The organism is Amycolatopsis sp. SB7-3, from assembly GCF_041021335.1.
Lineage (GTDB): Bacteria > Actinomycetota > Actinomycetes > Mycobacteriales > Pseudonocardiaceae > Amycolatopsis > Amycolatopsis japonica.
Genome location: NZ_JBFPJQ010000001.1, coordinates 1,406,532 through 1,418,867 on the forward strand (window position 1 = coordinate 1,406,532; position 12,336 = coordinate 1,418,867).

Consider the following 12,336-nt stretch of genomic DNA (forward strand, 5'->3'; position numbering starts at 1 on the left):
GCACCGCGATGACCACCTTCGACGACCCGGCGACGTTGTCCCCCGCCGAGGCCCGCGCCCTGTTCCGCGCGGGCACGGCCCGTCCGACCACCGGCTGGGCGAACGGCTTCACCCAGACCAACCTGATCGCCGTCCCCGAGGACTGGGCCTACGACGTCCTGCTGTTCTGCCAGCGGAACCCGCAGCCCTGTCCGGTGCTCGACGTCAGCGATCCCGGCGATCCGTCGACCCGGCTGGCGCCCGGCGCGGATCTGCGCACCGACCTGCCGCGCTACCGCGTGTGGCAGAACGGCGCGCTGGCGGGCGAGCTCGCGGACGCGACCGGGTTGTGGCGCAGCGACATGGTCACGTTCTCGATCGGCTGCAGTTTCACCTTCGAATCGGCGCTGGCCGCGGAGGGGATCCCGCTGCGGCACGTCGAACAGGGCCGCAACGTGGCGATGTACATGACGAACCGCGAATGCGTCCCGGCCGGACGGCTGCACGGGCCGATGGTGGTCTCGATGCGGCAGATCCCCGAATGCCGCATCGACGACGCCGTGCGCGTCACCCGCGGGATGCCTGCCGTGCACGGTGCGCCGGTGCACATCGGCGACCCCGCCGCACTCGGCATCGCCGACCTCGGCAAACCCGATTTCGGCGACCCGGTCGACGCGGCCCCCGGCGACGTGCCGGTGTTCTGGGCGTGCGGCGTGACCCCGCAGGCGGCGTTGATGGCCTCGCGGCCGCCGTTCGCGATCACGCACGCGCCCGGCTACATGTTCGTGACCGACAAACTCGACAGTGAGTTCAGGGTGGCCTGATGGATCTCAACAGTGACCTGGGCGAAGGTTTCGGCGCCTGGAAGATGGGCGACGACGACGCCATGCTCGACATCGTCACCAGCGCGAACGTCGCCTGCGGCTTCCACGCCGGCGACCCGTCGGTGATGCGGCGGGTCTGCGAACGCGCGGCGGAACGGGGCGTCGTCATCGGCGCCCACGTCGCCTACCGCGATCTGGCGGGCTTCGGGCGGCGGGCGATGGACGTCGCCCCCGCCGATCTGGCCGACGACGTGCTCTACCAGATCGGCGCGCTCGACGCGTTCGCCCGCGCGGCGGGAACGAGCGTGCGGTACGTGAAACCGCACGGGGCGCTGTACAACACGGCGGCGGTCGATCCGGAGCAGGCGGCCGCCGTGGTCGAGGCGATCCGGCGGTTCCGTCCCGGGCTCGCGCTGCTGTGCCCGCCGGGCTCGGAAATGGCCAAGCAGGCGGAAAAAGCCGGGTTCCCCGCGTACGCCGAGGCGTTCGCGGACCGCGCGTACACCTCCGAAGGTCTTCTCGTCTCCCGGAAACTGCCGGGCGCCGTGCTCCACGACGCCGACGAGGTCGCCTCCCGGGCGGTCACGATGGCGACCACCGGCAAGGTCGTCGCCGCCGACGGGACCGAGCTGGCGCTTCAGCCGCATTCGTTGTGCGTGCACGGCGATACCCCCGGTGCCGTCGAACTGGCGCGCCGGATCCGCGCGGGACTCGACGCTTCCGGTGTCCACATCGGATCGTTCATCGAGGCCGCATGATGCGAGTGCTGCCCTATGGGGCGCGTGCGGCCATGGTCGACTTCGACGATCCGTCGGAGGTGCTCGGGCTGCACGCGTCACTGGAGCAGGATCCGCCGGACGGCGTCCTCGAACTGGTCCCGGCCGCGCGGACCCTGCTCATCCGGTTCGACCCCGGCCGCACCCACCACGACCGGCTCGCCGAAGACGTCCTCCACCGGTCCACAGTGGACACCGAACCGCGCGAGGCCGCCGAAATCGTCGTGCCGGTGCACTACGACGGCCCGGACCTGGCCGACGTCGCGGCCGCGTCCGGCATGTCCGCGGAAGCCGTCGTGCGGCGGCACGAGGACGGGACCTACGTCTCGGCGTTCTGCGGCTTCGCCCCGGGTTTCGCCTATCTGACCGGGCTCGATCCCGCGCTGCACCTGCCGCGCCGGACGAGCCCGCGCACCCGGGTGCCCGCCGGCTCGGTCGCGATCGCGGGCGAATACACGGCGGTGTACCCGAACGCCTCCCCCGGCGGCTGGCACCTGATCGGGCGCACCACGCTGCCGGTGTGGGACGTCGAACGGCAGCCGCCGAACCTGCTGACACCGGGCACCAGGATCCGGTTCACTTCATGACCGCGAAGATCGAAGTGCTCCGGCCCGGCGTTTTCACCACCGTGCAGGATCTCGGACGACCGGGGCTGGCCGCGATCGGCGTCGGCCGGTCCGGCGCCGCCGACCGCGGTTCGCTGCGGCTGGCGAACCGGCTGGTCGGCAATCCCGAGAGCCACGCGGCCCTGGAATGCGTCCTGGGCGGCCTCGCCCTCCGGTTCTCGGCTCCGGCCACCGTCGCGGTCACCGGCGCGCCGTGCTCGATCACCGTCGGCGCACGGGCTTTCGGCCCCGGCTCACCGATCCCGGTCGGCCCTGGCGAGGAACTCGTCCTCGGGACGGCTTCCCACGGTTTACGTTCCTATGTCGCCGTGCGCGGCGGCGTCGACGTCCCCGCGGTGCTGGGTGCGCGGGCGACCGACACACTGGGCAAAATCGGACCGCCCGCGCTCTCGGCCGGGATGACCTTGCCGGTGGGACAACGGGTGTCGCCCCACCCCGGAGTGGATCTCGCTCCTCGCGCGCCCTTGCCGGACGTCCCGGTCCTGCGCGTCACTCCGGGGCCGCGGGTTTCGTGGTTCGCTCCCGACGCACTGTCCACTTTGGTCTCCACGGGTTACGTCGCCACCGCCGACGTCGACCGGGTGGGCGTGCGGCTGGAAGGTCCCGTGTTGTCGCGGGCGCGTGGTGGCGAATTGCCGCCCGAGGCCGCCGTGCCGGGAGCGTTGCAGGTACCTCCTTCGGGGCAGCCGATCCTGTTCCTGGCCGACCACCCGGTGACCGGGGGCTATCCGGTGATCGCGGTGGTGGAGGAAGCGGATCTGGATCTGGCCGCGCAGGTGCGGCCGGGGCAGCGGGTGCTTTTCCGTCTCTCGTGAGTGGTAAGGCAAACGACACGCACCACGACCATTCAGCTCGCCAATGAGGCACGCCGGAGAGGTAGTGAAGGCCTCCTTCCCTACCGTCAAGGTCAGGACCCCGGCAAAGTCGCATAAGCGCCGGTCGGTGCCAGGAGGCTTGAACGGACGATGTCCATAAAGGACACCAGACGACAGGAGAATGTCCGTTTTGTGCTTATACGCACGGTTCACGATTAGGGTCGTGAGTGGCAAAGAGGGTTCTAACGCTCTTTACCACTCACGACCCCTCGGAAAAACGACCAAATCGGGCACGATTATCTCGATAAGTGTCCTCTTTGGACAGCCAAGGCCACCATGACGAGCCCCTCCGTCGCCCAGTTGACCAGTGAATAGACGACTTTGCCGGAACCCTGGCCGAACATCCGATGATGGCGGTGGCGGAGGAATCGGATCTGGATCTGGCCGCGCAGGTGCGGCCGGGGTAGCGGGTGCGGTTCCGCCTCTCATGAGCGGTAAGGACGGTTCTGACCACGGGTGTCTTGGCTACCCACCGGCTTACGGTCCGTGGAGGTGCTGGAGGTGTGTCGCCAGGGGGGTACCGGGCCCGGCCACGGCCGACGTTGCGAAAGCCACTTTCGCAACCTTCAACGTTGCGAAAGTGGCTTTCGCAACCCCGAGCAAGGCCGGCCCCACTAACCGTCCTTACCACTCACGAGGCCCGAGACCCGCAAGGTGATGTTCAGCCGCCCCACCAGACCCAGCGCCGGATCGGCCGTCCCCGGCAGCACCCGGGGCACCCCGTGGAAGGCCAGCCGCGACTCCCCGCCGAACACGAACAGATCCCCCGAGCGCAGATCCACATCCGTGTAGGGCCGCCCGCGATCGGTCGTGTTCCCGAACCGGAAGACGCAGGCGTCCCCGAGGCTCAACGACACCACGGGCTGCAGCGAAGCCTCGTCCTTGTCCTGATGCTGCCCCATTTTCGCGGCGGAGTCGTAGAAGTTCACCAGCGCGATGTCCGGCTCGTACGGCGTCGGACCGTAAGCGGCCGAAACCGCCTGTCGCCCCAGGTCCCCCAGCCACGAAGGAAAAGGAAGCACCGGAGAGCCGTCATCGGTCACCTTCGCGTACCGGTACGGATGCCAGTGCCAGCCGAGACAGACCGTCCGCACCGACATGACGCCGCCGTTCGGCAGCCGCGTCCGCCGGTAACCGCGCCAGCCGCGGCAGGCTTCGACCAGGCGCCGTTGCCCGTCGAGGTCGAGCCAGTCCGGAACATGCACCGCGCCGGGCGCGACTTCGGTCCGCGGGCGAGGGATCAGCGCGTCCACACGTCGAGTCTGCCAGGGCGCGCGCCGATGATCCGGTGGCCCCGCACCATGACACCGGCGGTGGTGAACCAGCGCAGCACGCGACGGCCGAATCGGGGTCCCACCGGGGCATCCATGACTGTCACGGCCAAGCAAGCTGCCACAAAGCGGCCGCGGAAGCCACCTTTCGGACTACTCCGATCGGCCGGTTGACCGCAGTGCGTTCACCCGGTCACTGTGCGAATTCGACCACGGTCACCCCGGCCCGCGCGGGCACCGGATCGTTCATCTCCGCGAGCACCGCGGGGACGTCGTCGAGGCCGACCCGCTTGCCGATCATGCCTTCGAGGTCGATCCCGGCCGTCTCCACCACCCGCAGCATCTCGGGGTACTCGTGCGCCTGCAGGCCGTGGATGCCGACGATCTCCAGTTCCCCGCCGATCACCCGGTGCATCGGGATCGGCGCGATGCCCTGCGCGGGCGGCATCAGACCGGCCTGGACGTGCCGTCCGCGTTTGCGGAGGCTCCCGATCGAGGCGGCGCAGGTGGTCGGCGAGCCGAGGCAGTCGAGCGAGACGTGCGCGCCGCCGCCGGTCAGCTCCCGGACGCGCGCTGAGATCGCCTCATGCCCCTCGAACGCCGAGGGATCGACGACCAAAGCGGCGCCCATCCGCGAAGCCAGCGCCCTGGCGTGCGGAGACGGGTCGACGGCGACAACGGACGCTCCGGCCGCGACGGCCAGCAGGATCGACGAGACGCCGACGCCACCGCAGCCGTAGACCGCGACCCACTGACCCGGCCGGACCCCACCCTGGCGCAGCACGGCCCGGAACGCCGTCCCGAACCGGCAACCCAGCGCCGCCGCCTCGGCCGCGGACAGGGAGTCCGGGAGCGCGACGAGGTTGACCTCGGCGTTTTCGATGGCCACGTACTCGGCGAACGAGCCCCAGTGGGTCGCGCCCGGCTGGAACTCGCGGTCGCAGATCTGCTGGTCACCGGCGGCGCACTGGGCACAGGTGCCGCACGCGCAGACGAACGGCACGGTCACCCGGTCACCCGCCGACCAGCCACGGACGCCCTCGCCGAGCGACGCGATCCGGCCGGCGAGTTCGTGCCCGGCGACGTGCGGCAGTTTCACCGACGTGTCGTGCCCCTGCCAGGAGTGCCAGTCGCTGCGGCACACCCCGGTCGCCTCGACGGCGATCACCACCCCGCCCGGCGGCGCGACCGGATCCGGCACCTCGCGTACCTCGGGCAGCACCCCGAACTCCTCGAAGACGACCGCCCGCACTCGCGCTCCCTAAGTGTCCCGGCCTCTCGGCATCACGAGGCCCTCGCCGGGCACCGTACACCGGGCCGACCGCCCGCGCGGCGGCCCGAGAAGCCGCGACAGCGACTCCGGCGGCACCCCGAGAACCTCCTCGAGATTCTTGAGCACCAGCAGGGATTCCGGCCGTTCGGGACGGCAACGCCCCGACTGCCAATGGCTCAGGGTCGCGAGGCTGACCGAACACCCCCGTCCTCTCAGCCGGTACCGGATCCGATCGAGCCCGAGGCCCCTCGCCCTGATCGCCGCCCTGAGGGCGTCCGCGAACGGCCCGGTCTCCAAAAGCCGCCTGAGTTCACGTCCTTCCGCCACCCCCCGGTCGATGGTGTGTGTCCGCTGACCGGTCATCTTCATCGCCTTCGCACGCTCGCTAGCCACCCGGAAATGCGCAGCCTAGGCGGGGAAACACATGATCGGAAGGGCCTTAGATCACCTATCGGCGCGGCAGGCGGGTGACGTAATTATGCAGAGACGTAGGAAAATTCCCACCCCGGCGGATACCGGTCCACAATGGACACGATTCAGCGCAGGGCGACCGACAGGGCTTGCGCGATCTCCTTGCCGATCGCGTGCGTGGCCGCGTCGGGCGGCGAGCCGACCTTGACCACCATGGGGCCGCCGAACGGCTGGCGCTCGACGACCTCGATCCGTTCGCCGAGGCCGATCGAATGCTCGGTCAGGTAGCGCAGGAGTTCCGGATCGGTGTCCCAGACGCGGACGATCTCGCCGACCGCGCCGGGCGGGAGGTCGTCGAGGATGCGCATCGGCATCTCCTCGACGCTGCCGTCGGGGGCGGGGATGGGGTCGCCGTGTGGGTCGCGCATCGGGTTGCCGAGCTTCGCCGCGATCCGCTCGACGAGCCGGTCCGACACCGCGTGTTCGAGCGCGTCGGCCTCCGAGTGCACCTCATCCCAGGTGTAGCCGAGTTCGGACACCAGGTAGGTCTCGATCAGCCGGTGGCGGCGAAGCACCGAGCGGGCCAGCAGCCTGCCCTCGGTGGTCAGCTCGATGCCGCGGTACGGGACGTGCGCGACCAGCCCCAGCTGGGACAGTTTGGTGACCATGCCGGACGCCGACGACGGGCTGACCTCCAGCCGTCCGGCCAGCGACGTGTTGGTGACGGCCTCGCCGCGCTCCACCAGCCCGTAGATCACCCGGACGTAGTCCTCCACGGACGACGACCTGCGACTTGCCCCTTCACCCATGACTGCGAGTTTACGGCTTGCCGCCCGGTCGCGGATCACCCAGCGTGCGGCCGCCAGCGGTACCGGATCCAGCCGGGGACGGGTTCGGCGCCGAGCTGGGCGTAGAACGCCTCGCCCTTCTCGTTGCCCTCCTGCATGTCCCATTCGACCCGGCCGGGGGTCCGCGCGCTCAGCTCTTCGAGCAGCTCGCGTCCGAGGCCGAAACGCCGGTGCTCAGGGCGTACGAAGAGGTCGTCGAGCCAGATCCCCGGCCGGGCCTCCCAGGTGGAGAAGTTCCAGCTGCAGAAGGCGAAGCCGGCGACCTTGCCCGGCTCGTCCGGCGGGGTGGCCAGCAGCACCCAGGCCTTCGGATCGGGCCCGAAGAGGAACCCGGCCATCTCCTGCCTGTCGAGCTTCAGATCGTGTTTGTCCTCGTAGACGGCGTGCTCTTCGATGAGCGCGCAGATCTCCTCGATGTCGTCCGCGACCGCGTCCCGCACCGGCATGGGTCTCAGCTCCGTTCGTAGACGATGTCGCCGCCGACCGCGGTGGCGACGACGTGGATCGAATCCAAAGTGGACTCGTCGGTCGGATCGGCCGAGAGGACGGCGAAGTCCGCGAGCTTGCCGACCTCCAGCGTGCCCAGGTCCTTCTCGGCGAAAGCGGCGTACGCGGATCCGTAGGTGTACGCGCGCAGGGCTTCGGCGGGGGTGAGCCGCTCATCGGGCCCCAGCACGACCCCGGACGCGGTCTTCCGCCGCACCATGTCGGCCAGCGCGAGCAGCGGCGCGCCCTCGACGACCGGGCGGTCCGAGCTGGCGGGCAGCACGCATCCCGCGTCCAGCAGGCTCTTGAGCCGGTAGCACCACGGCTCGCGCTCGGGGCCGAGGGCGGCCCGCATCCCGTCGCCGATCTCGTTGACGAACCGGCCCTGCGGCGAGGCGATCAACCCCAGGGACGCCAGCCTCTTCAGCTCCTCGGGCCGCAGCACCGCGCAGTGCTCGATGCGGTGCCGGTGGCCGGGACGCGGATCGGCCTTCAGCGCGGCTTCGTAGGCGTCGAGGACGACGGTGATCGCGCGGTCGCCGATGGCGTGCGTCGCGATCTGCCAGCCCGCCTTGTGCGCGGCGGCGATCGTCCGCGCGATCTCGTCCTCGGGCACCTGGAAGTAGCCGACGTTGTCCGTTTCGCCGGCGAACGGCTCGTGCATGGCGCAGGTGCGGCCGATCAGCGAGCCGTCGGCGAACAGCTTCATAGCGCCGATCCGCAGCCATTCGTCGCCGAAGCCGGTGCGCATCCCCAGGTCCAAGCCGAAGCCGGCCCCCGCGTCGAGGTCGTGGAGCACGCTCGCCGCGACCATCACCGTGCTCCGCACCCGCAGCACCCCGCGTTCGCGCGCCAGCTGGTACGCGGCCAGTTCGGCGGGGGTCTCCCCCACGAGACCCCCGCCGATCCCGGCCTCCTGGACGCTCGTGATGCCCTCGGCCAGGTAGCGCTCGCTCGCCCGGTCCAGCCCGCGGACGACCCGCTCGACCGGCGTCGGATAGGTCAGCGGCCGCAGCATGAGCTGGGCCTGTTCCCGCAGCAGCCCGGTCGGGGAACCATCCTCGTCGCGGACGACGTCACCGCCGACGGGCACGTCGCCCAGGTCCAGTCGCTCCAGCACCGCGGAGTTGACCACGGTCATATGCCCGGACGTGTGCTTGAGCCGTACGAGGTGCCCGGGGGCGGCCCGGTCGAGACCCTGCCTCGTCGGATGACCGCCGACGAGCTTGTTCTGGTCGTAGCCGCTGCCGATGATCCAGCCACCCGGCGGGGTCTCGGCCGCGCGCAGCGCGATGGCGTCGTACACCTCGTCGACGCTGCGGCAGTCCGAAAGGGCGACGTCGTCGAGCGCCATGCCGAACCAGGCCATGTGGTTGTGCGCGTCGTGGAAGCCGGGTACCACCACCGAGCCGCCGAGGTCCACGCGCCGCTGTGCGGAAAGCGCGGCCGCATCGTGGCCTAACGCCACAATCCGTCCGTTCAGCGCGGCAAGCGCTACGGATTCCCCCGTTCCAGTGAGGAATCGGGCGTTCTCGTAGACCGTGTCGACCCGCATGATTTCGACTCTATCGATCGATCGATCGGTCGTCTAGGCTCGGCGTCATGAGCACCGTGGACTACGCACTCGACGACGGAATCGCTGTGATCTGGCTGAACCGCCCCGAACGGCTGAACGCGGTGGTCGCCGAACTGGTCGACGACCTGCTGGAGGCGCTCGACGCGGCCGCCAAGTCGGACGCGCGCGCCGTCGTGCTCGCCGGTCGCGGGCGCGCGTTCTGTGCCGGCCACGACCTGAAGGAGCCCACCCCGGAGGGTGATTCACGCCCGCGACTCGACCGGCTACAGGACGTGACGCGCCGCCTTCGCGGCCTCCGCCAGCCTGTCATCGCCGCCGTCCACGGCTACGCGATCGGCGCGGGCGCGGAGTTCGCGATGGGCTGCGACCTGATCCTCGCCGCCGAAGACGCGGCGTTCGCCTTCCCCGAGGTCTCCCTGGGCCTGAGCGTCACGGGTGCGGCGTCGCGGTTGCTGCCGCTGCTGGTCGGCCCCCTGAAGGCCAAGGAACTCCTCCTGCTGGGTGAACGCGTGAGCGGCACCGAGGCGTACGAACTCGGCCTGGTCAACGCCGCCGTACCCGCCGACGACCTGATGGACACCGCGCTCGCGTGGGCGACCAAGATCGCCTCCCACCCGGCAGCCGCGGCCACGATGGCCAAACGCGCGCTCGACTCCGGCATCGACAGCTCGCTCGAAGCCGCGCTCGAACTCGAAGTCAGCCACGCGCTGATCACCGAACACTCCGCCGAGGTCGCCGCTTCGTCCGAGGCCTTCCGGAGCCGGTCATGACCTCGCTCGCCGGCATCGACACTCTCTCCGGCCTGACCACGAGGGCCGCCGCGCTCTGGCCGGACAAGACGGCGTGGATCTTCGACGCCACCGGGGAAAGCCTCACCTTCGCCGACGTCGACGCGCGCAGCACGGAGTACGCCCGCGCGCTGCTCGACCTCGGCGTGACACCGGGCGACCGGGTCGCGGTGATGCTGCGCAACCAGCCCGAATTCCCGTTGCTGTGGCTGGCCTTGGCCAAGATCGGCGGGGTGCTCGTCCCGGTCAACACCGGATACCGCGAGTTCGACGGCGCCCACGTGCTGCGCCATTCCGGCGCCCGGTTCGCCGTCGCCGCCGAGGAATTCCTGGAGCTGCTGAACAAGATCGCGCCGGAGACCTCGCTGGAACGGGTGCTCACGCCCGGCGAACTCACCGGCTCGGGAAATGTCCCGGAGTTCGCGAGCGAAGGCGAACGCCCGGTCAACATCCAGTACACCTCGGGCACCACGGGCGCGCCCAAGGGCTGCGTGTTGCCGAACAGGTATTGGACGACACTGGCGATCAGCCTGGCCACCGACTTCCCGGCGGTCGGCGCGGACGACGTCATCCTGACCGCGCAACCGTTCCACTACATCGATCCACAGTGGAACGTGGCGCTGGGGCTCGCGGGCGGTGCGACCCTGGTGGTGCTCGACCGTTTCCACCCGTCGACGTTCTGGGAGAAGATCCGCGAACACGGGGTCACCTGGTTCTACTGCCTCGGGCTGATGCCGACCCTTCTGCTGCGCCAGCCGGAAAGCGAGCTCGACAAGGCACACCAGGTCCGCGCGATCTGCGCTTCGGCCATCCCGCGTGACCTGCACGCCGCGCTCGAAGCACGCTGGGGCGCACCGTGGTTCGAGGCCTTCGGCATGACCGAGACCGGCGGCGACATCCGGATGTACCCGGCGGATCACGAGGAGACCGTCGGCACCGGCTGCCTCGGCAGGCCGGCGCCCACCCGCGAGGTGATGATCGCGGGCGCCGACGGGAAACCGCTGCCGCGCGGGGAAACCGGCGAGCTGCTGATCCGCGGAGTCGGTCTGATGCACGGCTACCACGACGATCCCGAAGCGACCAGGCGCGCCTTCGACGGCGGCTGGTTCCACACCGGCGACCTGGCCACAGTGGACGACCAAGGCCGCGTGTACTACGTGGGCCGCACCAAGGACATGATCCGCCGCAGCGGGGAGAACATCTCCGCCGACGAGGTCGAGCGGGCACTGCAGCTGCATCCCGCGGTCAAGCTCGCGGCCGTCATCGCGGTGCCGGACGACATCCGCGGCGAAGAGGTCAAGGCGTACCTCGTCCTCGACGAGAACGAGGGGCACCGGTGCGAACCGGCCGAGCTGGCGGAGTTCTGTTCGGCGAAGCTGGCCTACTTCAAGGTCCCCCGGTTCTGGACCATCGTCACGGAACTGCCGATGACACCGTCGGAACGGGTCGCGAAGGGCGAGCTCAAGAAGGCGGAAGACCTCCGCGCCGGTTCTTGGGACAGGACCACCGAGACATGGCTCTGAACATGGACCCTCGGCGGGAAAAAGAACCTCGGGTCGTGAACACCCGGGAAAGGGTCCGCCAGGCGGCGGTGAAACTGTTCGCCGCCAAGGGGTTCCACGGCACCGGCATCCGGGATCTGGCCCAGGAGGCGGAGCTGTCGTCCGCCAGCCTGTACCACTACATGGGCACCAAAGAGGACCTGCTGGTCGCCATCATGAACGAGTCGCTGCGGCGCCTGCTCGACGCGGCCGAGCAGGCGACCACCGGGCTCACCGATCCCGTGTCACGGCTCGGATCCCTGGTGGCGCTGCACGTGCTCGCGCACGCCATCCAGCCGGATGACACCCGGGTGGTCGACAACGAGGTCCACGCGCTCACCCCCGGCGCCAGGGCCGGGGTGGTGGGGCTGCGCGACGCCTACGAAAAGCTGTGGGCGGACGCCATCGAAGACGGTGTCGCGGCCGGCGTCTTCCACACCGATCAGCCGTCGGTCACCCGGCTCGCGCTGGTGGAGATGTGCAGCGGGGTCGCGCGCTGGTATTCGCCGAAGGGGCCGCTCACCCTGGATCAGCTGGCCGCCCATTACGCCGGATTGGCGCTCCGGGCGCTCGCCTGCGATCGGCAGTTGGACGTCACAGCGTTGCAAAACTGCCGTGAAGTGGTCTCAGGAGTGTGGCGAGTGCCCGTTTAGCGGCGACTTTAGGTCTGTACGCCTTGCTCAGACGGCTTCTCTGGGGGACGCTCGAAGGGTGACTGAGCAAACGATCCAACTCGAACTGGACGACTCGGGTCTCTCGCCGGCGTTGCCGGTGCCTTCGAACCCCCGTGATCAGGTGCAGGACGTCCCCTACCGCCCGGTGGGCTTCCGCGACGACGACCTGCCCACGGCGCTCGAACGGTGCGCGACATGGCTACGCCAGGCTCAGGAGTGGCTCGGGGAACCGGTCGATGTGCTGGCCGTCCATCTCGACTATGACGACCGCAAGGGTTCGCCCTACTACGACGTGAAACTGCTCTGCAACGAGGAGGACCTGGCCGGGGTCCCGATCGCGATGCGGAACCAGAAGGAAGAAGACTAGGGCCGACGCGATGAACGGGCC

At 69.8% G+C, this 12,336-nt stretch carries 14 protein-coding genes; 8 read left to right on the forward strand and 6 right to left on the reverse strand.

The window, feature by feature from the left end; genetic code table 11:
- Positions 1 to 8: 8 nt before the first annotated feature.
- The 4 genes from AB8M46_RS06840 to AB8M46_RS06855 are packed head-to-tail and all read left to right on the forward strand — an operon-like array spanning position 9 to position 3,020.
- Positions 9 to 803 carry a putative hydro-lyase gene (locus AB8M46_RS06840; RefSeq protein ID WP_394359852.1) on the forward strand — a complete coding sequence of 265 codons (795 nt, stop codon included), beginning with the start codon at positions 9 to 11 and terminating at the stop codon, positions 801 to 803.
- Positions 803 to 1,561, forward strand: a complete 759-nt coding sequence (locus tag AB8M46_RS06845; RefSeq protein ID WP_394359853.1) for a LamB/YcsF family protein — start codon at positions 803 to 805, stop codon at positions 1,559 to 1,561. The genes AB8M46_RS06840 and AB8M46_RS06845 overlap by 1 nt, the downstream gene beginning before the upstream one ends.
- Positions 1,561 to 2,166, forward strand: a complete 606-nt coding sequence (locus AB8M46_RS06850; protein WP_394360855.1) for an allophanate hydrolase subunit 1 — start codon at positions 1,561 to 1,563, stop codon at positions 2,164 to 2,166. The genes AB8M46_RS06845 and AB8M46_RS06850 overlap by 1 nt, the downstream gene beginning before the upstream one ends.
- Positions 2,163 to 3,020 (forward strand): biotin-dependent carboxyltransferase family protein, encoded by an 858-nt coding sequence (locus AB8M46_RS06855; RefSeq protein ID WP_394359854.1) that lies wholly within the window; start codon positions 2,163 to 2,165, stop codon positions 3,018 to 3,020. The genes AB8M46_RS06850 and AB8M46_RS06855 overlap by 4 nt, the downstream gene beginning before the upstream one ends.
- A gap of 674 nt (positions 3,021 to 3,694) precedes the next feature.
- Here the strand turns inward: AB8M46_RS06855 and AB8M46_RS06860 are convergent.
- The 6 genes from AB8M46_RS06860 to AB8M46_RS06885 form a co-directional block, all read right to left on the reverse strand.
- Positions 3,695 to 4,333, reverse strand: a complete 639-nt coding sequence (locus AB8M46_RS06860) for an alpha-ketoglutarate-dependent dioxygenase AlkB family protein (RefSeq protein WP_394359855.1) — start codon at positions 4,331 to 4,333, stop codon at positions 3,695 to 3,697.
- A gap of 211 nt (positions 4,334 to 4,544) precedes the next feature.
- Positions 4,545 to 5,603: a zinc-dependent alcohol dehydrogenase family protein gene (locus AB8M46_RS06865; RefSeq protein WP_378424671.1), complete on the reverse strand. Its 1,059-nt coding sequence runs from the start codon at positions 5,601 to 5,603 to the stop codon at positions 4,545 to 4,547.
- Between the two features lie 9 nt (positions 5,604 to 5,612).
- Positions 5,613 to 5,993, reverse strand: coding sequence for a transcriptional regulator (locus AB8M46_RS06870; protein ID WP_394360856.1), 381 nt, complete (start codon positions 5,991 to 5,993; stop codon positions 5,613 to 5,615).
- A 167-nt stretch (positions 5,994 to 6,160) separates the two neighbouring features.
- Positions 6,161 to 6,844 (reverse strand): metal-dependent transcriptional regulator, encoded by a 684-nt coding sequence (locus AB8M46_RS06875; RefSeq protein ID WP_037347949.1) that lies wholly within the window; start codon positions 6,842 to 6,844, stop codon positions 6,161 to 6,163.
- 35 nt (positions 6,845 to 6,879) lie between these two features.
- Positions 6,880 to 7,329: a GNAT family N-acetyltransferase gene (locus tag AB8M46_RS06880; protein WP_378424673.1), complete on the reverse strand. Its 450-nt coding sequence runs from the start codon at positions 7,327 to 7,329 to the stop codon at positions 6,880 to 6,882.
- 5 nt (positions 7,330 to 7,334) lie between these two features.
- Positions 7,335 to 8,924, reverse strand: a complete 1,590-nt coding sequence (locus AB8M46_RS06885) for an amidohydrolase (protein ID WP_394359856.1) — start codon at positions 8,922 to 8,924, stop codon at positions 7,335 to 7,337.
- A 47-nt stretch (positions 8,925 to 8,971) separates the two neighbouring features.
- Between AB8M46_RS06885 and AB8M46_RS06890 the strand changes: the two genes are divergently transcribed.
- The 4 genes from AB8M46_RS06890 to AB8M46_RS06905 are packed head-to-tail and all read left to right on the forward strand — an operon-like array spanning position 8,972 to position 12,315.
- The gene (locus AB8M46_RS06890) at positions 8,972 to 9,715 is read left to right on the forward strand and encodes an enoyl-CoA hydratase/isomerase family protein (protein WP_394359857.1); all 744 of its coding nucleotides are present in this window, start codon (positions 8,972 to 8,974) and stop codon (positions 9,713 to 9,715) included.
- Entirely contained in the window at positions 9,712 to 11,256 is a 1,545-nt protein-coding gene (locus AB8M46_RS06895; protein WP_394359858.1) for an ATP-dependent acyl-CoA ligase, read from the forward strand. The genes AB8M46_RS06890 and AB8M46_RS06895 overlap by 4 nt, the downstream gene beginning before the upstream one ends.
- Positions 11,257 to 11,291: 35 nt before the next feature.
- Positions 11,292 to 11,927, forward strand: a complete 636-nt coding sequence (locus tag AB8M46_RS06900; RefSeq protein ID WP_394359859.1) for a TetR/AcrR family transcriptional regulator — start codon at positions 11,292 to 11,294, stop codon at positions 11,925 to 11,927.
- 58 nt (positions 11,928 to 11,985) lie between these two features.
- Positions 11,986 to 12,315, forward strand: a complete 330-nt coding sequence (locus tag AB8M46_RS06905) for a hypothetical protein (protein WP_007028628.1) — start codon at positions 11,986 to 11,988, stop codon at positions 12,313 to 12,315.
- The last annotated feature ends 21 nt before the right edge of the window (positions 12,316 to 12,336 follow it).